Raw genomic sequence first — 21,388 nt, forward strand, 5'->3', positions numbered from 1 at the left:
CTCCTTGTCTGGGGGCGGGGTCAGTTCAGTCCGAGGTGGGTCGCCAGGTGCTCGACCCGCTGGGCCATGTAGTGGCCGCGATGGCGGACGCCATCGACACGTGCGTAGTCCTCCAGCACGCCGAAGGAGACAAAGCCCAGGCGGCTCCACAGGCGATGGGCGCGGGTTCCCTCGCGCACATCCAGGGTCAATTGCTCGACGCCGATCTGCCGGGCGCGCTGAACGATTTCACCCAGGGCCTGCTGGACCAGGCCACGTCCGCGGTCACGCGGATGCACCACACCCTTGGTCAGTTCGGCCAGGTGGCGGCAGTTGGGCATGCCGCTGCGGGTCATCATGGCGAAGCACACCGCGCCCTGGGCGTTTTCACCCAGCAGTGCATGGCCGCGTCCCTGCTCGATGGCTTGTTGCAGGCCGTGGCAGAACGCATCGGCCTGCTCGGCGCTCATGGCCTGGCGATAGCCCAGGGTGCCGCCGTCGCCGGTGGTGGCATCGATCAGCTCGACAATGGCCCGGCCAGCGTGTGGGTCGATGCGATCGAGCCAACGCAATGTGCAGTAGGGAGTGTCCTGTTCGCGGGTTTCGCGGTGTGTTGCCTGCGGCATGCCGTGCTCCGTCGGAGGTTCTGTGCGCTCATTAGGAGGCAGGAGGGGCGGAGGAAAACAGGCGGTTACAGGACAAGAGTGGTGAAGAAAATGACGACATCGCGTGCGCCAGGGTGATTGGCGCGGGCGGGTGCAATTGTCTTGTTGAAAATTCCCGATCTGGCGCGGCCCCTGTGGGAGCGGGCTTGTCGAACCGCCGCACCGCCGCGAACACCGGCGTTGCCAGTGCCAGGTACTGCGTCACCCTTTTACCTCCAGAGTGACAGCGCCCCGCAGTACATCAGGGTGTTGCACAGCAGTACCTGGCTGGCCATGAAGCCTGCGGCCACGCCCAGAAACCCGATACCGGCGACGAGCCATGGCAACTGTGCTTTCACCCGATAGCGCAACAGCCAGGCCGACACACCCGCGCCAGCCAGCAAGCCGGGTAGCGAAAACAGGTGGCCGAGCCCTGCCAGGCCGTCGGATGGAGCGAGCCTGGACAGGAGGTGCAGGTAGATCACCAGGGTGGCGAGCGCGCCCGCGGTCGTTCCGCTCAGAAACAGGGCAGGCGCTCGCAGCAGCAGCCCCATGATCAGCGTCGCCATGGGCACGGCGACGAGGTACCCGCTGCCGATATGCAGCGGGTCGGCACCCAGGCTGGCATAGGCAAGCATGGGTGCGGTCAACAGGATGGAACAGGCAAGGTCCTTTCTACGCGCCGCCGTCATCGCCAGCCTCGCTTGCGCTACGAGCCTGCTGCAAGCCTAGCCGAGCTCAAGGTTCCTGCCGCTGCCCGAGCATCAACCGTCCGCAGGTTGTGCCAGAAACGCGCTGATCAACGCTGCGACCTGCTGTTGGATGACTGCGCGTGGGCGGCTGTTTTCGCCATCCTGGCAGATGATGCCATCGCCAGGCACGGCTTCTTCGAGCACCGCCACCGCGCCTGGCTTGCACTCGGCCATGAAACTGAAGTGGCTGGCGTCGCTAATTTCGACGTAACGGCTCGACGCTGAGGGCAGGCGCTTGGCCAGGTCGGCGGACTCAAGGCTGGCGGGAAGCGCCTCGGAGGGCGCGCCGGCGGCGATCACCAGCGTCGGTACCGACAGCGCGGCGAGGCTTGCGTCGGTCAGCCCGCGTGACAGGCCCAGGTCCAGCGAAACGACGGCAGTGACGCGCGGGTCGCGCCGGCTGGCGGCCAGGCTGTCCTTGAGGGCAGGGGTGCTGGCGGGATTCATCTGTTTGAAAACGCTGCAACTGGCCAGCCGTGGTTTGTCTTGGCAGTCCTGCGCGAAGCGGTCCGGGTCGAAGCGGGCACCGGCGATTTCCAGGGCTGTCCAGCCGCCCAGCGAATGGCCGACCACGGCAATGCGTTGCGGCGCGACCCGGCCAAATTTTTCCGGTTCGGCCGTGACCGCGTCAATGGCCCGGCTCAGGTCCACCGGCCGTTGCCATAGCTGCGCCGCGGCTTGAGGGCTGCGGTCGCGGCTGGTGGTGCCGGGGTGGTTGACCGCCGCGACGATGTAGCCTTGCCGGGCCAGGGTACTGGCAAGCCAGGCCTGGTTGTTCCAGTTTCCGCCGAAGCCGTGGGAGAGCACCACCAGCGGGTGTTCGCCGGCTGCCGGGGGCGCATCGGCAACGGCAGCGGCGCCGACGAACACCGCATTGTCGGCGATCAGTCGCGCGGGCGAGGCTGTTGCACTGGGGTACCAGACGAACATTTCCAGCGCGCGCTCCTGGCGCGTATCCGCCAGGGTGGCGGACTGGAAGCCGACAGTGCTGTCGGCGGCGAATGCGTTGGCAGCCAGGCAGGTGAGCAGCAGGGTGCTGAAAGCTGTTTTCAATGGCGTTGTCGTCCTTGAGCGCGCACGCGCGTAACAACCCGAAGCAGGTTGTCGGTTCCATCGCATGCCGCAAAATCCAATAGGGGTATTTGTGCAGCGCTGCCCAGCTTAGTACCAGCCCTTTCAAGGTCTTTGCGTTTTTTCGGATGTGGCCGCTTCAATTCAAGATTGCCGGGGCTGCGTTGCAGCCCTTTCGCGACACAAGGCCGCTCCTACAGGACGGCACGGTCACCTGGAGCGGCCTTGCCGAGGCGTCGGACCGGTCGGAAAGGGTCGCAAAGCGACCCCGGCGAGTCTAAGTCGGACGCCAATTCTCAACACCCTGAAAGGGCTGCAGCTTAGTACCGCTGCCGGTCGGCCAGCAAGAGGGGCTCAGGTTATGCCGTGGCACCGCGCAAACGCCTTGGCGTGCTCAGCAAAACCCTCTAGCCTGCGTCCCTCTTTCATTGCCACGGGGTCCTGACATGCCATCCATCCGCCGCCGCCACCTGTTGCAGGGTGCCCTGGGCTGTTCCGCCGCCCTGGCGCTGCCGGTCTGGGGCTCGGCGCCGTTGCAAGGCCAGCTGCAACAGCTCGAGCAATCCGCCGGCATCACCCTCGGCCTGTGGGCCCTCGACACCGCCACCGGCAAGCAACTGGCCTACCGCGCCGAGCAACGCTTCGCCTTCTGCAGCACCTTCAAGGCCGTGCTGGCCGGTGCCATCCTGCACCGCAGCCAGACCGACAAGGGGCTGCTGGAGCGCCGCATCGCCTACGATGCCAGGCAGCTGGTGGTCTATTCGCCGATCACCGAACAGCACGTGGGCACGGGCATGACCGTCGCCGAGCTGTGCGCCGCCACGCTGCAATACAGCGACAACACCGCCGGCAATCTGCTGCTGGAGCAGGTCGGTGGCCCGGCGGGGCTCACCGCCTTCGCCCGCCAGCTCGGCGACCCAACCTTCCGTCTGGACCGCAACGAACCCACCTTGAACACGGCGCTGCCGGGCGATCCGCGTGACACCACCACGCCCTTGGCCATGGGCGTCACCTTGCAGCGCCTGCTGCTCGGCGATGGCCTGGGCGCCGTCGGTCGCCAGCAGTTGCAGGACTGGCTCAAGGGCAACACCACCGGCGATGCGCGGATCCGTGCCGGCGTGCCGCAGGGGTGGGTGGTGGGAGACAAGACCGGTTCGGGCGACTATGGCGTGGCCAACGATGTCGGCATTGTCTGGCCCCCGGGGCGGGCACCTTGGATCGTCGTGGTGTTCAGCCGCGGCCCGGAGCAGGGCTCGCCGTGGAGCCACGCGCCGATCGCCGCGGCGACGCGCCTCGTGGTGGCGGCGTGGGCGAGCTGAAGGCTGGGCTTCACGGCTGGCACACCAGGCGCAGGCGTTCGTAGTTCACTGCCTTGTCCCGTTCCGGCAACTGGTAAGGCGCCGTGCACTGCTGCTCGGCCCATTTCAGGGTCAGGTCGCCTTTGTCGTGTTCCAGCAGCACCAGCGCCTTGCCACTCGGGTCGGCGATCGCCAGCTGCTTGCCTTCGCCATCCTCGACCGAGGCGCCAAACGGCATCGGCTGGCCACCGGCGTCGAACAGCTCGAACTGCACGCGGCGTCCGCTCTTGCCGGTGTAGCGCGCCAGCACCACGGCGCCGCGACGCGGCACCAGCTGCTGGGTGGCGTTGTCGATCTCGATGTCGCCGCCCAGGTCGCGGGTGTCCAGGCTGATCCAGTTGACCCGGTACGGTTGGGCGTTGGGGATGACCGCATAGCCATTGCGCCCGGTTTCCACGCCGCTGTAGCTGCTGATCTTCGCCCCCTTCACCCCAGGCACTTCGGCCAGGGCGAAGGTCTCGCTGACGGTCTGGCCCAGGTTGATGCCGCCACCGTGGGCGACCACCGCGCCGGCGAGGTTCAGGTTCTGCGAATCGTAGCCGCGCCCCTGGCTGTAGCCCAGGCTGATGTCGGCCACCGAGGTGCGGGTGTTCAGGTTGGCCGAGGCCGACCCGCCGCTGGTACGGCTGTGGCCACCCTGGACCGAGTAGAAGGTGTCGCTGGTTTCCGACAGGTAGCCGTTGATGCCCGCCTGGGTGGTGGCGTTGCCTTTTTGCGTGGTGCTGGTGATGAACGCGCGCGGGGCGCGCGCACGGCTGCCCAGCGGGAACGACACCGAGAGGTTGAACTGGGTGTCGTCGTTCGCCGGGCCGTAGCTGCCCAGGTCCTTGGTGCGACTGACATCGACGTTGTAGGTGATGTCGCCCCAGTTGTTGCTGTAGCCGGCCGACAGGCTCTGCGAGCCGCCACGGTTCCAGTAGCGCTGGTCGGTGGCGGTCAGGTACAGGCTGCCGAACTCGCGGCTGCGGCCCAGGCTCTGGTTGACGGTCAGGTCGGTGCGAGTCTTGGAGTTGCCGCTGCGCGTGCGCAGGTCATGGCTCAGGTCCTCGATGTGGCTGGTGAGGCTGCGAAAGCCCTCGGTGGAATAGCGATAGGCCGCCAGGGTGAAGTTGGTGTCGGTACCGGTGAAGGTCTTGGCATACAGCGCCCGCAGGCTGTTGCCCTGGGTGGTCTGGCCCTGGGCCTTGCTCGAGGAGTGGGTGAGGTCGACGGAAAACGCGCCCAGCAGGGTGTTCAGGCCGCTGCCCACGGCCAGTGCCTTGTAGTTGTCGGTGGCTTGCAGGCCGACGATGCCAGTCAGGGTGTTGGACAGGCCGTAGGCCAGCGTGGTGCTGAGCATCTGCGGCGTGGCCAGGCCATCGCTGTTGCTGTTGAAGCGGCCGGCGGACAGGCTGTACTTCACCTGGCCGTCGCGGACCATCAGCGGCAGGCTGGAGAACGCTTGCACGCTGACCCGTCGGCGGCCATCGGCCTCGATGATGGTGATTTCCAGGTCGCCGTTGGAACCGCTGGGGTAGATGTCACTGATCTCGAACGGCCCTGGTGGGACGCTGGTGGTGTACAGCACGTAGTTGTTCTGGCGGATCTCCACCGTGGCGCTGGTCTGGGCCACGCCACGCACCACTGGTGCATAGCCGCGTTCGCTGTCGGCGCGCATGCCTTCGTCCGAGGCCAGCTTCAGGCCACGGTAGCGCACGCTGTCGAACAGGTCGGTGTCGGAGAAGATGTCGCCGGCGCTGAACTGGCCCTTGAGCGCGGTCACGTCGTGCTGCAGGTAGCTGCGGTTGCTCTTGAAGCTGTCCGGCCGCCCGGTGCCGCTGCTGAAGTTCGACTCGTTGCGCAAGCGCCAGCCCGCCAGGTTGACGCCATTGCGCAGGCTCAGGTTGTTGGCGATGCGGGTCTGGTCGTCGCCGGCGCTGCGACTGGTGTTGAACTGGTAGTTGATGAACGCCGCGGACACCCCGGCATCCCACAGTTGCGGGTCGACATAGCCGCGCAGGCCACGCTTCATGGCGAGCTGCGGAATGCTGGCGGCCAGGCGCAGGCGGCTCGAGTCGTAGCTCAGGCTGGCCTGGTCGATCAGTGTCGGCAGGTTCAGGCAGGCCTGCGCGGCGTCCAGGCGCCCCTGGGTCCTGAGCTTGTCCATGTCGATGCCCAGTTGCTCGAGCAGTTCCAGGGTCAGGCAGGGTTCCACGCGCCCGCTGGCGGGGTTGCGGTTGAAGTCGATGTCGCGCCGGCCCACCAGCACTTCGTTGCTGTACAGGTCGACCCGGTAGTTGCCCGGCAACACACTGTTGGCCGACAGCAGCAGTTGCAGGTCGACCGCCGATGGCGCGCCCTGCAGGAACGTGGTGTTGAAGCCTTGCAGTTGCGTGTCGGCCTCGGCGGCGGCCAGGCCCGGCAGGGTCGCGCAGATGACCAGCGACAGGGCATTGCGCTGCCAGGCTGGGCGAGGCGCGCGCGCGCCTTCGTCGGCGCCGCGTGCGCGGCGGGGGGCGGTGGACAAAGACATACGAGGAACCTATTTCATGTCCCGGCACGGGCTGGGCACGGGGAAGCCGCGCGCGACGGAGCACGCGAGATCAGAGCGCAACGGTTTCAGAAGGCGATGGCAGGTTCGGCTGACTTGGCGCTGGCCGGCTGGGCACTGTTCAGTTGCGCCGAATACTGATGCTGCGCGCCATAGTCGTTGATGCTTTTGAAGGTCAGGGTCATCGGGCTGTTCGCCAGTGCGCCTGGGCCAGTAAAGGTTTTCTGCGCGCCGGGCGCGATCATGGTCGAGTCGGCGCTGAGCACGCTCTGCTTGCCGTATTTCACTTCGATATCGGCCATAGAGACGTGATACAGGCTGGGGTTGTTGACTGTCAGCTGGGCCTTGCCCGCTTGCTGGGTCAGGCGCCAGACCAGCTGCTCCGGGGCCAGCAGGGCATTGCCGGGCAAGTTGGCCGGGCGGAAGAAAATCTTGATGCGTTGGCGCACGGCCAACTGCAGGGTATTGGCTTGGCTGCTGGCTTGCGGGATTTCCTGGACGTTCAGCCAGACCACCGATTCGCGGTCGCTTGGCAGGCCCTGGCCTTCATAGAGAATGCGCAGCAGTTGTTCCTGCTTGGGCAGCACTCGGGCCAATGGCGGGGTAATGGCGAATGGCACCTGTGCCAGGCCACTGTCGCCGGCATCCACCCAGGATTGCACCAGAACTTCCTGGTTGCCGTTGCGCACGGTGACGTTGGCTTCCTTGTGCGCGCCGTCGAACACGACGCGGGTGGCGCTCAGGGAGATGCTGGCGTTTGCCTGGGCGGCGACGAACAGGCCCAGCAACCCAAGCACGGGATACAGAGTACGACGCAACATGGTGGGGCACCTTGCGGAGTGAAGAAGTGGCGAGGCTTTGCAGCCTCGCGCATGGGGCACCTGCGGGGTGGTTACTCGTACTGCAGGATGAACGGCAGGGTGGCATCACCACGACCGGCGGTGGCGCTGCCGGCGGCGCCGGTGGTCACGTAGGCCGCGGAGAAGCTCAGGGTGGCGTCACCGCCCGCGGCGCCAGTGCCATGGACTTCGCTCTGGATCTTGGCGGTGGCCGCCGAGCTCAGGTCGATCAGGTTGCCGTTAGGGTCGAGCAGGGCGATGCCGACGTTGGCGGCAGTGCCGGTGCCCTTGGTCAGGGCCAGGACCTTCTTGCCGGTCACCAGGCCCGAACCGCCGCTGTTGGCGTCGAACAGCATGGATACCTTGGTGCCTACGTTGCAGTTGACGTTGAGGTTGAAGTCCTTGCCGGTGACACGGCCCGACGCTGGGTTCTCGGCGGTGCCCATGTCCTTGATCGACACAGTGCCCATGTCCACGGCGATCACGCGGTCGGCGTTGGCGCCATCGACCGAACAGGCGTCATTGTTGATCACGCCGGTGAAGGAGATCTTGCCGCTGCCACCGTTGACCGGCCCGCTGGGCTCGGCAGCAAAGGCGCCGGCGGAGGCGGTGATCAGCGACAGGGTCAAAGCGGCCAGGGAGAACTTTTTCATGTTGATGTCCATGCGATTATGAGTAAGTGCTGCATGTAAAATGCAGGCTCACGATAAGTCGCATGGACTTTTCGGCACATCAGACGAATCTTAATGGTTCAGGTGTGCCGCTGTTTCAATTGAATATATTGCCGGCCAGGCAATAAGCGAGAAGTTCCTGATCGCTATTAACGTCAAGTTTGCGCATGGCCGAGACTTTTTGCGCGCTGATGGTCTTGGTGCTGCGGTGCTGGCTACGGGCGATTTCGCTCACGCTTTGCCCGGCGACGAACAGGCGCAATATTTCAAACTCCTTGGGCGACAGGTTTTCCACCCGCTGGTCGAGGGCCGTGGTACAGGGGATCACCGACTGCCGTGGCGGTTCCGGGGCACGGTAGACACTGTTGCGGGCAATGGCATTGAGGGCTTTTTCGATTTCGCCGTGCAACTGGTTCTTCTGGATCACGCCGTCCACGCCCAGTTCGTGCAGGCGCGTCAGGATCAGCGGGTTGGAAATCATGGTCAGGACCAGGATGCGCACCGCCGGGTAATGGCGCTTGAGGTAGTCGATGAGTTTCAGGCCATCGCCATAGGGCGAGTCGGCCGGCATGTTGTAGTCGGAGATGACCACGTCCACCGCCTGGCGTTCGAGCAGTTCGACCAACCCTTGCGAGCAGACGGCTTCACCGACCACGGCGAAGCGCGTGTCGCGCTCGACCAGTTCGCGGACGCCGAGCAGCACGATGGGGTGATCGTCGGCGATGATGACCTTGAGTTTTTCCATAAAAGACGACCCGTTAGCCGATGCGGATGAGAGGGTTTGTTCCATTGCTGCCCAGCGCTGAAGTGGATTCTATTCGAGGCTGGCGAGAATTGCCGAGAGCCTGTCCAGCACCGCGCGCACGCGCCCGGCCAGGGGCGCGTCGAGCGTCGCGCCAAGCAGTTCGTTTTCCAGCGCGCAGCACTGCTCGGCCAGGGCGCTGGCCTGGACCGCGCCGAGGGCGCCGGCGAGGCTGTGCAGGCGTTCGCCGAGGCGTTGGCTGTCGCCCTGTTCCAGGGCCAGTTGCAGGTAGTCGATGTCTGCTTGCAGGGTGCTGACGAACAGCGCGCGCATGGCGGGCGACAAGTGCACCGTGTCGAGCGCGACGGGAGGCGCGGGCGCGTCGTCGCGAGGGGGCTCGCCCAGGCTTGGCCGGCACAGTCGGACCAGGTGGCTGCGCAGGGCCTGCAGGCTCAGCGGCTTGACCATCCAGGCATTCATGCCGACCTCGAGGCAGCGTTGGCCTTCTTCGCGCAGGGCATTGGCGGTAACGCCGATGATCGGCAAGTGGGCATCGTGCTGGCGCAGGGCCCTGGCCAGTTCGTAGCCGTTCATCAAGGGCATGTTGACGTCGGTCAGCACGCCATCGAACGCGCCAGGCTGCCAACGCAGCATGGCTTGCTCGCCATTGGCCGCGACCACCGTGGTGCAGCCGAGCGCCTCGAGTTGCTCCTGCAGGATCGCCTGGTTGATCGGGTTGTCCTCGGCCACGAGAATGTGCAGGCGCAGGGCCGCGCGCTGCTGTTGCGCTGTGTGCAGGTCATGTGCCGTGTTGCCCAGACGGATCTGGCCGATGACTCGGGCGATGGCGCGTACATCATGCATGTCCACCCACCAGCGACCATCGACCCAGGCTCCGGGCACGGGGCCGTCGCTGCTGGCGCAGATCCGCAGGCCATGCCAGGGCTCGGCGCCCGCAGCGTAGAGCAGGTCCACCAACAGGGCCTGGGGGTTGCTCTGTTCCTGCGCTGGGATCGTCAGGGTCGCGGCGAGGCCCAGGCGCTGCAGCCAGTCGACGCAATGCTGGGCCAGCTCCGGGATCGGCGCGCGGACATACACCGGGGTCGGATCGGCCGTGACCTGCGGGCAGTCGCCCAGTGCGCCTGCGGCCAGCGGCAGGCTGACCTTGAGCGAGAAGCTGCTGCCCAGCCCAGGCTCGCTGACCACCTTGATCTGCCCGCCCATCATCTCGGCGAGCCAGCCGCAGATCGGCAGGCCCAGGCCCGCGCCGCCCTCGCTGGTGGCATCCATGACCTGGTAGAACAGCTCGAAGAGCCTGGCCTGTTGTGCTTCGGAGATACCGATGCCGGTGTCGGTCACCTGGCACTCCAGGCTGACCTGGCTGGCATCGATCGCCAGCACCCGGGTGCGTAGCACCACCCGGCCGCTGTCGGTGAACTTGATGGCATTGCTCAGCAGGTTGTTGAGAATCTGCCGGATGCGTATCGGGTCGCCGACCACCTGGGCCGGCAGGCTGGCATCGGTGCAGGCATACAGCAGCAGGCCTTTGCGCTCGGCGAACGCGCGATAGGTGCGCAAGGTGTCCTCGAGTAGGTCCAGCGGGCAGAAGGCCACGGGCTCCAGGGCCATTTGCCCGGACTCGATCTTCGACACGTCGAGCACGTCGCTGATCAGCTGGAACAGCGTCGCCGAGGAGCGCTGGATGGTGTGCAGGTAGCCTTGCTGGCGGCTGTCCAGCGTTGTCAGGCCAAGCAGCTCGAGGGTGCCCAGCACGCCATACAACGGGGTGCGGATTTCATGGCTCATGGTCGCTAGGAACAGGGTCTTGGCCTGGTTGGCGGCATCGGCGGCGCGGCGGGCGTCCTCGAGCGCCTGGGCGTCCTCGATGTGGCGGGTGACATCGTTGAAGGCGAACAGCTTGACGTCTTCACCCTGGTAGCGGGTCGAGACGAAGCCGACTTCGAAATGACGGCCGTCGATCTGCAGGTGATGCTCGCCGCTGCGGGTGTTGTCCAGCTGCGGGGCAAGCCTTTTGATCAGCTCGCCGGTGCCGTGCCAGTGCTGGGCGCGCTGGTTCTCCAGGAGCACGGCATGGTCGGCGTTGCGTACCACGCACAGCCCGGTCGGCGCGGTATCGATCAGCACACGGCTGAAGGCTTCGCTCTCGGCGATGGTTTCATGGGCCGCGCGCGCCGGCAGGATGACCCGACGCTGGTACCAGCGCACGGCGAACCGGCCCAGGCCGATGAGCACCAGCAAGGTTGCCGCGAGGCTGGCCAGCGACCAGAACGCATAGCGGAAGAAGTGCCGGTAGGTCACGGTGTACACCGCGCTCCAACCGCCGTTGGCCTGTTCGTGCAGGCGGAAGACCAGGCCTTCGGCCTTGAAGTTGAGGCCTTCGTCGAGGGTGTCCAGGGGTGTCGGCTCACCGATCAAGGTCACTCCGGATGGGGCGATCAGGGTGAAGCGGTCGTACACGGTCCAGGCCATGATGCGTTCGAAGTCGTTGATCTGGGCCAGGTCCACCAGTGATGCCGCCTGGAAGCGCTCGCCCGGGATGCGCCCCGGGAGGTTGGCGTAGGCCAGCACTCGCGCTGGGGAAGCCCGGTCCGGCTGTTCGACGTAGCTGCGCCAGAGGATATCCTGGCCGGCGGGCCAGGCCGCCGCCTCGGGCAGGCGCGCGCTGACTTGGCGGATCACCTCGGTGAACGTTTCGTTGCCAGCCACGGCCTGACCGCGTCCGCGCCCGGCGGCGGGCACGGCGATGTCGTAATGACGGGCGGGGGCGAACAGGAAAACCTGGGGCGAGCGATAGTGCGCCGCCGACCAGAAATGGCTGTAGAAGCTGGCCAGGTTCGCCCCCTGGCTGAAGATGCGGGGAATCTCGCCGGTGTCGACCCGTCCGCGTTCTAGCTTGACGCTGAACGGCAGGGAGAAGGAAAAGGCCTGGCCTTCGAAAATCTCCGGGCCATCCTCGGGCAAGGGGATGAGCACCGGCTCGAGCGGGCGCTGGCGATCAAGCAGTTCGCCGTCGACACTCTGGCGCACCAGGGCGCGGAGGAAGCTTTCCTGCTCGCGGATGTTTTCCATCAGCCGGGCGAAGTGAATGCTCACCGTATCGTTGTGCTCGTCGACCAGGCGCTGGACCGACCAGATGCTGAATGCCAGCAGCAGCAGGGCCAGGCCCAGCAGCGCGGTCATGCCTTTGTTCAGGCGCAGTGAGCTGCGGGCAAGGTTTTCCAGCAGGGCGTTGTACTGTTTCATGGGGGCAGGGCAATCCGGCAGGCCTGGAAGGCGTCGATATCAAATGGATATTACCGCCGATGCTCAGCCTCCACAGGGGGTATGACAAATTAATAGGCGGCGGGCGGACCGTCGCCGTGCAGCAAGTGCTGGAACTGTTCGGCCGAGACCGCGTGGGAAATCAGGAAACCCTGCGCCTGGTTGCAGTCGACCTTGCGTAGCATCTCCAGCTCCTGCGGCGTCTCGACGCCCTCGGCGACCACGGTCAGGCCAAGCTTGTGGCCCAGGGCGACGATGCTGGCCAGGGCCGAGGCCAGGCTTTCGCTCTCATCGCAGCGTTGCACCAACGCTCGGTCGATCTTCAGTTCCGTGAATGGCGTCGACACCAGGCTCATGTACGAGCTGTAGCCCTTGCCAAAGTCATCCTGCGACAGCCCGAACCCCTTCATGCGCAAGCGACAAGCGCCAGCGTAGAAGTTGCTCAGGTCCTCGGGGATCGAGCACTCCATCAGTTCGAAGCACAGCTTGCCGGGCACTCCCTGGTGATGCAGGACGAACGCCAGCAGCCGGTCGGCCAGGTCGTGGCTGTTGAGCAGATGGGTCGGCAGGTTGATCGACACCGGAATGTCATACCCCTGTTCGCGCCAGCGGGCCTGGGCGTCCATGGCCTGCTTGAGCATGACCCACAACAGGCGTTCCTCCAGGCCGAAGGCATTGAGGGTCGGCAGGAAGGCGCCCGGCAGCAGCACCCCTTGCTGCGGATGCATCCAGCGCACCAGGGCCTCGGCGGCGACGATACGGCCATTGTGCAAGGACTTCTTGGGTTGGAACCAGGCCTGGAAGGCGTGGCTGTTCAAGGCTTCGACCAAGGTCTGGCGATCGAACTCGAGGGTGGCTGGCGTGGTTTGCGCGTCGCTTTGCCGACGCAGTTGCAACTGCTCGATCAGGTTGCGCAGCGCGCTCGGTTCGACCGGCTTGGAGATCAGCCCGAGCACGTCGACGCCAAGGTTCTTGGCCACCAGGCTGGCGGCCATGAGCATGCGCCGCGAGGCGGCGCTCATGATCGCCAGGCCTGGCTTGTGGCGCAGGCCGGTCAGGTGCTGGATGAACTGCACGCCGTCCATGCCCGGCATCAGCAGGTCGGTCAGGACCAGGTCGAAGTCGCGCAGGCGCAGGCGCTCCAGGGCTTCCTGGCCATCCCGCGCGGCCTCCAGGTGGAAGCTGCCCAGCTCGTTGAACAGGTGTTGCAGGTACATGTGCTGGAAGGGGTGGTCTTCGACGATCAGGATGTTAAAGCGCTTCAAGACGGCTACCTCGATACGGGGCCAGGCAGTTGGACAGGGCTTGCAGGTTGAAGGGTTTGATCAGGCAGCGGTCCATGCCGGCGGCCAGGCACAGTTCTTCCTCGCCGCGCAGGGCATTGGCGGTGGCGCCGATGATCGGCAGCGCGCAGCCTTGCTGGCGCAGGGCGCGGGCCAGGGCGTAGCCGTTCATGCCCGGCATGTTGACGTCGGTCAGGACCAGGTCGAAGCGCTCGCGTTGCCAGGCGAGCAGGGCTTGCTCGCCATCACTGGCCAGGGTCACGCCGCAGCCCAGTTCCTGCAGTTGGTCGCGCAGAATCAACTGGTTGATGACGTTGTCCTCGGCGACCAGCACCTGCAGCCCGAGCGGCTCTGGCGCGCTGGATACGGCCTGAGCCTCGGCGCCGGCACGGCGCAGGCCCTGGGCCTGGCTGACGGCCTGGTGCAGGGCGCCGAGGTCGTTGAGATTGACCTGCCAATGCCCTGCCTCGGGCTGGGCTTCCCAGCAAGCAAAGGCACTGGCCTGGATGCGTGGGCCGCCCCAGTCGGGCAGCAGCCCTGGTTCGACCGCGCCGGGGTGCACTTCGACCAGCAACTCGCCGTCATGGGCGCTGCCGGGCACCGGCGCGCCAACCTGGGCCCGCGCGCCCCAGCGGCACAACCAGCCGGCCAGGGCCTCGGCCAGCTCGCGGATCGGCGACAGCACATGGATGCGTTCGGCCAACAGGTTGAAGGGCGCCAAGGGCCGCCCCGAGGCGACCTCCAGGGGCAGGGTCAGGCTGAAGCTGCTGCCCAGGCCGCGCTCGCTGACCAGGCGCAACTGGCCATTCATCAGTTGCGTCAGGCGCTGGCAGATGGGCAAGCCCAAGCCGGTACCGGGGATGACCTGGGTATGGCCTTCGCTCTGGTAGAAGGGGTCGAAGACGAACGGCTGGTCCTGCTCGTCGATGCCCTTGCCGGTGTCGGCGACCTGCCACAGCACATGGCAACGCTCGCCGTCGCGGTTGAGCAGGCGGGCGCGCAGCACCACGCGACCGCAGTCGGTGAACTTCACCGCGTTACTCAACAGGTTGTTGAGAATCTGCCGCAGCCGGTTGACGTCGCCGATCAGGTGCTCGGGCAGGTGCGGGTCGAGGCAGCTGTAGAGCTGCAGGCCTTTGCTGCGGGCCGCCGCGCTGTAGCCCTGGATCACTTCGTGGACCAGCGCCGGGGCGGAAAACTCGCTGAGTACCAGGGCCAGCTGGCCGGCCTCGATTTTCGACACATCGAGCACGTCGCAAATCAATTGCAGCAGGGCCGAGGACGACCCTTCGATGGCCCGCAGATAGTCGCGCTGCTGGGGATCGAGGGTAGTCCGCGAGAGCAGTTCCAGGGTGCCCAGCACGCCGTGCAGTGGGGTGCGGATTTCGTGGCTCATGGTCGCCAGGAACTGAGTCTTCGCCTCATTGGCGGTGTCGGCGGCGCGCCGGGCATCCTCCAGCGCGGCTTCGATCTGTTTGCGCGCGCTGATGTCGCTGAACGCGCACAGCAGCACATCTTCACCCTTGTAGCGGGTGGCCACGCAGCTCAGGTACAGGTGGCGGCCGTCGGCGCTTTCAAAGTAGTCGCTGAATGGTCCGTCCTGGTGCGCGAAGGCTTGCTGGATCCAGTGTGTGCGGCGCGCGTCATGCGGGTCTTCCTGGCCCAGCCATTGCTGGGCCAGGTGGTTCTCCAGCACCACCTGGCCGTCGTTGCGGCGCAGCACGCACAAGGCGACCGGGGCGGTCTCGATCACATCGCGGCTGAACATCTCGCTCTCGACCACCGCCCTGATCCGTTGCACCGTCGGCGTGATGAAGCGCTGTTCGAAGCGGCGCAGCAGCCCGAGGATCAAACCGATGCTGAGCAGGCAGAACAGCAAGGTCCCGAGCAGCTGTTGCCAGAGCCCGGCGAGGATGGCGCGCAGCTCGATGGCGTACACCAGCTGCCAGTCCGAGGACATCAAGGGTTTGCTGATCACCAGGTGGCTGGGCAGCAGGCCCTTGCCGACGAAGCCGAAGAAGTCGCCATCGCGGTGATCGCGCAGTGATTGGTTCAGGGCCGGGTCGGTGCTGTTGGTGAACACCAGCAGGCCATCGCCGTTGAACATCATGAATTCGCCGGAGCTGGCGTCGGCCAGGGTCGGGGAGACCGCGCGGCTGTCTATTTCCAGGCCCAGCCAGCCGGAATCGGGGTCGCGCTCGTCCAGGCGCAGGAAGATGTACAGGCGTGAGCGCTGGGCGTCCTGCTCGGCCAGCCACAGTTCGGCGGGTGGCGTGGGTTGTTGCAGGGCGCCGTGCAGGCGGGCCAGCAACGCAGGGGAGGGAGACGAGACCTGCGCGCTGCCGCTGTACAGCCAACGGACGCGCGCCTGCGGGCCACTGCCCACGTACAGCAGGTTGACGTGCCGCGACTTCAGGTGTGCGCACATGCGTTGGGTCAGCCAAAGGCTCCAGTGTTTGCCCGGCCTGTCGCCCAGTTGCAGGCGGACCTCTTCGTTGGGCGCCAGTGGCTGCAGGATGAGTGCCTGGGCGCTCTGGCGAATAGCGGAAAGGCTCAGGCTTTCCAGCAACGCCTCGCGGTTGGTGAAGAAGGTGTGCGCCTCGGCGATGGCGGCGCTCATGTAGCCGCGGCGTTGGGAAATGTCGGTATTGAAGGTGAACAGCAGGAAGTTGTAGGCGCCACTGAGGATGCCGGCCGATAGCACGAACGCCAGCAGCCGCAGCAGGCGACGCGCCGCTTCGGGGTTGGAGAGCAGGGGAGTGATCTGTTGCAGGTAGGATTTAAGTCGCATGGCGCGACTGTAGGCAGGACGCTGGCAAGGCGATATCAGACGATCCTTAAAGCGATTTTCTCCGCTTTGTGACCGGTGTCACACCCTGTGCCGTGGCGCTTACCGCTTATCGGATAGTCTGGGGGCAAGTCAGTGCGAAGGGGAGCGAGACGATGGGAATCAAGACGTTTGCAGGCTGTGCGTTGCTGTGCCTGGGGTTGGCTGCGCAGGCCCAGGCCGCGACCGCGATCAGCTCGGGCGTGCTGCAATTCACCGGCAGTATTGTCGAGCCATCCTGTCGTGGGGTGGTGGCCGCCACGACGGTGCGGGTGGAGGATTGTCCATCGAGGGCCCAGCGTAGCCATGTCGAGGTGCGCTCGGTGGATCGCCAGGGGCTGTCGGCCCTGGCCGTTCGGGCCGATGGGCAAGGCGCGGACGATGGGCTGTACCCATTGCGCGACAGCAACGGCAACGCGCTGACCCAGGGCAACTACGTGGTGATCCTCAGCGCGCCTTGAGCCCCTTCAGGCAGTGCCATGCCGCCGTTTCTTCTGCCGGTACATCTGGTCATCGGCATGGCTGAGCAACGCGTCGGCATCGCGGCCATCGTCGGGATAGCAAGCCACGCCAATGCTGCAGGTCGGCATGGCAATGCCGTCGCAGCCGGCGCCCAGAGGCTCGGCCATGGCCGCGAGGATCTGCGCCAGCTTTTCGGCCACCGCGCCAGGCGCGGCGGTGTCGGCCAGCAGCACGGTGAACTCGTCGCCACCCATGCGTGCCACGGTGTCGCGGGTGTCCACGCAGGCTTTCAGGCGCGCGGCGATGGCGCACAGCACCCGGTCACCGGCCGCGTGCCCGTGGACATCGTTGATGCCCTTGAAGCCATTGACATCGAGAAACAACAGCGCCGGTCGACGCTGATGGCGCTGGGCATCGTCCAGCGCCGCGGCCAGCCGGGCATTGAACAGTGAGCGATTGCACAGCTTGGTCAGCGGGTCGTGGTGGGCCAGGAAGCGCAGTTCCTCCTCGGCCTGGGTGAGCGCGGTGATGTTGCGCGCCACGCCAATGCGTCCCCCCACCTCGTCGGACCAGAACGCCGCCCAGAGAATGTGCACGATACCGCCATCCTTGCGGATATAGCGGTTGCGAAAATCGAAATGGGCATGGCCGTTCATGACCCGGATGATCGAAGCGCGGGTCGCCTCGAGATCGTCCGGGTGCATGTACTGGGTGATCGGCGTGCCGGTCAGCTCGTCGGCCCGGTAGCCGAGCAAGGCTTCGCAGGCGTTGCTGACGAACACGATGGTGTTGTCCCGGTCGACCACGAACACGGTGTCCAGCATCAACTGGATCAACTTGGGGTAAAGCGCTTGCAGGTCTACGGGCATAGGGCGGAAAGTCCGGCGCAGTGGGCGTGATCGCGAACGGCGGCGGGCGTCCTTGCCGGCTGGGGGTGGCCACAGGTCGTGAGGTGCGGCGCGTGGCCAGCATACACAGGGGCGGGCCTGTGGCACTAGGGTCTGTACGAAATGTGTCTGCGCGAAGGCCAGACAAGGCGAAACAGGGGGAGGAAGCGGAGTGTACTGGAGTACATGAGCATTCCGAGCCCTGTTTCAACGCAGTAGGGGCGAGTGCAGATACATTTCGTACAGAGCCTAGCCGGGTGCTGCGAAATTCACTGCTCGCTGAGCACCACGGCCTGTTCGTCGGCCTCGGCGGCCAGGCGAGCGCGCTCGGCCTTGCAGATGTACCTGGGCTTTTTCGGGGCGAGCTTGGCGCTGGCCTTCTTGGCGTGGGCTTTCAACAGCTGGTTGATCTTCTTGCGGCGGTTCATGTGCGTCCTCGGCCCACGGTTGTGTGGGGGCGGGGATTGTACAGGGACTCAGCGGCGATAGTAGCGGTGGTCTTGCTGGTAGCGATAATGCATGGCGCGGTCGTGGTGGCGCTCCCAGTAACGCTGGCGCTCGAGTTCGCGGCGGTGTTGCTCGCGGCGCCATTGCTCGCGACGCCACTGTTCCCGGCGCCAGTCGTCGCGGCGGTCATGCCAGCGCTCGTCGTGGCGGTAGCGATCATCGTGGGCGAGCTGGAGGGCGGGCGCCTGGGCGCGGATGCCGGCGCGATCCGACCAAGGGTTGGCCGTAGGCGCTGCTGCCGATGCCGAGCCCGCAGCCACAAGGGCGAACAGGCTGAAGAACAGCGTGCGCGGGGAAAGGATTTTCATGAAGGAAGGCAGCCTCTGCGGGACACTGGGGTGGGTGGCGCCCTCTGCGTGGGCGACGCATCAATAGACCGCGCCCGTGGAAAAAGTTCGAAGGCCGGGAGCCTGGGTGGGGTTGGCTTGGTGGAACACCGTCTACCCCCGCTGGAAAGCATCGCGCGCCCCCACCGAAGTGGGGGCGTGGCCGGCGTCACTTGCCGACGAAGGTGCAGGCGTAGATGAAGTTGCCGCCGGCCCCGCGGTTGAGGTCGCCGGGTATCTTCTTGTAGCCGTAGGGTGCATTGATATCGGCATTGCCACCACCGATGACCGTCACCTTGTTGATTGCGGTGTCGGTGTTGTAGGCCTCGGTCTTGTAGCAGAGGAACACATCATCGCCGCCGGCGCCCTTGTTCAGGTCCTGGGGCAGCTTGATGTAGCCCGCCGGGGTCGGCTCCTTGTTGTAGATGATCCTGATGTCGGTCACGGCGTTCTTCGGCTGGTCGGCCTGCCAGGCTTGCTCGTGATAGCACAGGTAGATGAAGTCGCCACCGGCACCAGCGTTGAGGTCGTACTCCACCTTGCTGTAGCCCACCGGAGGTTCGATGGTCGAGCTGCCGCCGGTGATCACCACCAACTGGTCGATGTAGTTCGCCTTGATCCGGTATTTTTCCGACTGTGCCGGCGCCCAAACGTCATCGTAGTGCTTGCGCATGGCTTCGGCTTGCGCCTCGGTCTTGCACAGGCTCCAGATTTCCTGCATGGGAATGGTCGGGACGAAATCAACGAAGTCCGGCGAGGTCCCCACGCTGTCGACCCAGGCCTGGAAACCTTCCTTGCCGCTGAACACGGCCTGTGCCTTGGTGCCGTCGCCGCCGCGGACTTCCTGGTGGGTATTGGAGTACTGGGTGAAGCTGCTGATCGACTCGCCGTACTTGGCCTTGGCTTCGGCGCTCAGCTGGCCGGTGAGCCCTTCGTAGCTGGCCTTGGCCACTACCGCCACCGAGTAGTCGCGCTTGACCCGCAGCTTGTTGGTCGAGGAGGCGAGGATGGCCCGTCCGCCCATCACGATACCGGTCAGGAAATGGCTGCCGACCCTGTCGAAATAGCGGCTGATAGCCTTGGGGTCATTGACGTTGAGCTCGTCGAGTTGCTGGCGCATGTATGGCAGCATCAATTCGCGCAGCGACGTGACCGAAGGCAGGCGCAGCGACCAGAGGTTGATCGACTGCTGGATGCGGCTGAATTCGTTTTCCGCGTTGCGCAGCGAGTTGCTGTCGAAGTCGGTGGAGAGCGAGCCGCTGAAGAAGTTGTAGCGCCCCTCGATGGCCACGCTGGTGGCCAGGCTGCGCTGGTACTCGGTAATGGTGCTGCCGGTGACGTTGGTATAGGTGGCGCTGTCGTTCTGCTGGACGTCGACGATCTCCGGAACGAAGTAGCCTGGCTTGAATGATACTTCGCGTTTTTTCGCCGTGGTCCAATCGAACAACTGCACCGCGCCGCTGTTGACACTGGCATAACTGATGAATGGGTTATAGCCAAGTCCGATAGCTTCGACGCCCGGCAGTACTTTTTCATCCAAACCTGCTTTAAAACGAATAAGTTGCAGGTGTTGGGTGGAAAAGTGCACAAGTCCTTGCGGCAAGTCGATGTTTTCCATGATGATTTCCTTATGTGTTATGGGCAGATATAACCGCTCAGCAAACGAGCAAGGAACCAGCATAGTTGGCGCAAAGATGCCGCAAGAAAACCTTGGTATTACTGCCCGGAACTTATATCTCCTTAGATAGTTTTTTCTGCGTCGAACAGGGGCGCGGGGGCAAAGGCCGGGTCATTGAACTGAGCCCATGCGGCCGCCGATTCGCCGTGTACATGCTTGTGCTTGCGCGCCACGAAGTGGGTATCCAGGGTGCCCAGGGCCACGGATACCCAGCCGGCGAAGTCGCCCGTGGTCCTGGACCAGAACAAGGTCGAGCCGCAGTGGCCGCAGAACTGGCGCACGACCTGTGCGCTGGACTGGAAATCGCGGATGGCCGCTATGCCACCGAGTATCTGCAAGGCTTCGCGCGGTACGCTGGCATAGCTGGCGAACGCCGCGCCATGGCCCTTGCGGCATTGGCGGCAATGGCAATGGGTGACGGCCTTGGGCGCGCAGGCCAGGGCATAGCGCACCGTGCCGCACAGGCAGCTGCCTTGGTAGTCGTGTTCCATCAGTCACGTCCTCTGGCTCGGCTGGGCAGAATCGCCTAGCCGCTCAATTCACATAGCTGGGCACTGCCCAGGCACCATCCTTGAACCCCCTGCAACGCACATACCCGGCGCGGTAGGTCAGCACGAAGCGCGTGCCGTCCCAGGTCCAGAACGAGCGCTTCATGCAGTCTCCGCGTGGGCTCTGCATCTGCCAGGAACCGATGTTGGCCCGCAAACGATCGAAGCGGGTCCCGGCCTCGGTCACCAGGCTGGCCAGGTAGGGCGGGCGGTCCTCGGCCACCCAGAATCCGGTGGCGGTGTTGTAGCTGTTGGCCGAGCATTGCGTGCTGACCAGTAGCCGGTGTTCATCCAGCCGTTCGATCTGCAAGGGCCTGGCATGCAGGTCGGGGCACGGCTGGTGGGCCGACAGGGCGGCGCCCAGGGCTCGGCGCAGGGCCGGGTCGTCGGCCAGTTGCGCATCTTCGGGGCGAGTATCGACCAATGGCGGGTAGGTCACGGGGGGCGAGACAGGCCGAGGCCCCGGGACCAGTTCCTCGTCATCGCCACGCCTGACGGCGGCTGTCGGCGTACCGATGCGCTCCTGCAACTCGTCCATCTTCAGCAACGCCGCGGTCGCCCCGGCACCGGACAATGGCCAGGCCCGTCCGCGGGCATCGACGAAGCGGATCTCGGTGCTGCCGGCCAGGGCGTTGACCAGGCGCCGGCTGGCGTACTCGTCGAGCCAGTAGTCCTTGGGTCCATGCTGCTTGGCGGTGTCGATCAGTTCGCCGTCCAGCACCAGGCTGACCGGCTCGGTCGGCGGCTCTTCGATCTGATCGGCAAACAGCAGGTTGCCCGTGAAGGGCGTACCTGGGCCTGCGTCGCGACTAAGGGCCACGCTGATGCCGTCGAGGCTGTCGCCCGGTGAATAGCCCATGGCCACGCAGGTACCGGTCCTGAGGCACACCAGGTCCCAATCCTTGTGCGAGAACTCGACGCCTTCGCCGGGCACCTCGGCATGGGCAAGCGTACCGAGCACCAGGAGGGGCCAGCACAGCGGGTGCAATTTCATCTTCGTCC

At 65.4% G+C, this 21,388-nt stretch carries 18 protein-coding genes; 2 read left to right on the forward strand and 16 right to left on the reverse strand.

The window, feature by feature from the left end; all coding sequences use genetic code 11:
* Positions 1-20: 20 nt before the first annotated feature.
* The 3 genes from HU772_RS09535 to HU772_RS09545 form a co-directional block, all read right to left on the reverse strand.
* The gene (locus HU772_RS09535; RefSeq protein ID WP_186661012.1) at positions 21-605 is read right to left on the reverse strand and encodes a GNAT family N-acetyltransferase; all 585 of its coding nucleotides are present in this window, start codon (positions 603-605) and stop codon (positions 21-23) included.
* A gap of 248 nt (positions 606-853) precedes the next feature.
* Positions 854-1,261 (reverse strand): hypothetical protein, encoded by a 408-nt coding sequence (locus HU772_RS09540; protein WP_186661010.1) that lies wholly within the window; start codon positions 1,259-1,261, stop codon positions 854-856.
* Between the two features lie 126 nt (positions 1,262-1,387).
* On the reverse strand, positions 1,388-2,428 hold the full coding sequence (locus HU772_RS09545) for an alpha/beta hydrolase family protein (protein ID WP_186661009.1): 1,041 nt from the start codon (positions 2,426-2,428) through the stop codon (positions 1,388-1,390).
* A gap of 464 nt (positions 2,429-2,892) precedes the next feature.
* Here HU772_RS09545 and bla point away from each other — a divergent pair, with 464 nt between their 5' ends.
* Complete coding sequence (gene bla / locus HU772_RS09550; protein ID WP_186661008.1) at positions 2,893-3,765, forward strand: class A beta-lactamase; 873 nt, start codon at positions 2,893-2,895, stop codon at positions 3,763-3,765.
* Between the two features lie 10 nt (positions 3,766-3,775).
* Here bla and HU772_RS09555 read toward each other — a convergent pair whose 3' ends face one another.
* The 7 genes from HU772_RS09555 to HU772_RS09585 all read right to left on the reverse strand — a co-directional run bounded on the left by HU772_RS09555 (position 3,776) and on the right by HU772_RS09585 (position 15,942).
* Entirely contained in the window at positions 3,776-6,316 is a 2,541-nt protein-coding gene (locus tag HU772_RS09555) for a fimbria/pilus outer membrane usher protein (protein ID WP_186661007.1), read from the reverse strand.
* Positions 6,317-6,402: 86 nt separating this feature from the next.
* Entirely contained in the window at positions 6,403-7,155 is a 753-nt protein-coding gene (locus HU772_RS09560) for a fimbrial biogenesis chaperone (RefSeq protein WP_186661006.1), read from the reverse strand.
* Positions 7,156-7,226: 71 nt separating this feature from the next.
* A complete protein-coding gene (locus HU772_RS09565) occupies positions 7,227-7,826 on the reverse strand; it encodes a fimbrial protein (protein WP_186661005.1) in 600 nt (199 codons plus the stop codon).
* 115 nt (positions 7,827-7,941) lie between these two features.
* Positions 7,942-8,589, reverse strand: a complete 648-nt coding sequence (locus tag HU772_RS09570; protein WP_186661004.1) for a response regulator — start codon at positions 8,587-8,589, stop codon at positions 7,942-7,944.
* Between the two features lie 69 nt (positions 8,590-8,658).
* Positions 8,659-11,850, reverse strand: a complete 3,192-nt coding sequence (locus tag HU772_RS09575; RefSeq protein ID WP_186661002.1) for a hybrid sensor histidine kinase/response regulator — start codon at positions 11,848-11,850, stop codon at positions 8,659-8,661.
* Between the two features lie 89 nt (positions 11,851-11,939).
* On the reverse strand, positions 11,940-13,133 hold the full coding sequence (gene pvrR / locus HU772_RS09580; protein ID WP_186661001.1) for a response regulator cyclic di-GMP phosphodiesterase PvrR: 1,194 nt from the start codon (positions 13,131-13,133) through the stop codon (positions 11,940-11,942).
* Positions 13,120-15,942 (reverse strand): ATP-binding protein, encoded by a 2,823-nt coding sequence (locus HU772_RS09585; protein WP_186661000.1) that lies wholly within the window; start codon positions 15,940-15,942, stop codon positions 13,120-13,122. Before HU772_RS09585 ends, pvrR begins: the two co-directional genes overlap by 14 nt.
* Positions 15,943-16,094: 152 nt before the next feature.
* Here HU772_RS09585 and HU772_RS09590 point away from each other — a divergent pair, with 152 nt between their 5' ends.
* The gene (locus HU772_RS09590) at positions 16,095-16,439 is read left to right on the forward strand and encodes a hypothetical protein (RefSeq protein WP_186660998.1); all 345 of its coding nucleotides are present in this window, start codon (positions 16,095-16,097) and stop codon (positions 16,437-16,439) included.
* A 6-nt stretch (positions 16,440-16,445) separates the two neighbouring features.
* Here HU772_RS09590 and HU772_RS09595 read toward each other — a convergent pair whose 3' ends face one another.
* The 6 genes from HU772_RS09595 to HU772_RS09620 form a co-directional block, all read right to left on the reverse strand.
* Positions 16,446-17,309: a sensor domain-containing diguanylate cyclase gene (locus tag HU772_RS09595; protein WP_186660996.1), complete on the reverse strand. Its 864-nt coding sequence runs from the start codon at positions 17,307-17,309 to the stop codon at positions 16,446-16,448.
* 287 nt (positions 17,310-17,596) lie between these two features.
* A complete protein-coding gene (locus HU772_RS09600; RefSeq protein ID WP_186660995.1) occupies positions 17,597-17,755 on the reverse strand; it encodes a DUF2986 domain-containing protein in 159 nt (52 codons plus the stop codon).
* 48 nt (positions 17,756-17,803) lie between these two features.
* Positions 17,804-18,142 (reverse strand): hypothetical protein, encoded by a 339-nt coding sequence (locus HU772_RS09605; protein ID WP_186660994.1) that lies wholly within the window; start codon positions 18,140-18,142, stop codon positions 17,804-17,806.
* A 187-nt stretch (positions 18,143-18,329) separates the two neighbouring features.
* Complete coding sequence (locus HU772_RS09610) at positions 18,330-19,778, reverse strand: MAC/perforin domain-containing protein (protein WP_186660992.1); 1,449 nt, start codon at positions 19,776-19,778, stop codon at positions 18,330-18,332.
* Between the two features lie 122 nt (positions 19,779-19,900).
* Positions 19,901-20,329: a GFA family protein gene (locus HU772_RS09615; RefSeq protein WP_186660990.1), complete on the reverse strand. Its 429-nt coding sequence runs from the start codon at positions 20,327-20,329 to the stop codon at positions 19,901-19,903.
* A gap of 43 nt (positions 20,330-20,372) precedes the next feature.
* Positions 20,373-21,380, reverse strand: coding sequence for a DUF1176 domain-containing protein (locus HU772_RS09620; RefSeq protein ID WP_186660988.1), 1,008 nt, complete (start codon positions 21,378-21,380; stop codon positions 20,373-20,375).
* Between the last annotated feature and the right edge of the window lie 8 nt (positions 21,381-21,388).

It is taken from the genome of Pseudomonas xantholysinigenes, from assembly GCF_014268885.2.
Lineage (GTDB): Bacteria > Pseudomonadota > Gammaproteobacteria > Pseudomonadales > Pseudomonadaceae > Aquipseudomonas > Aquipseudomonas xantholysinigenes.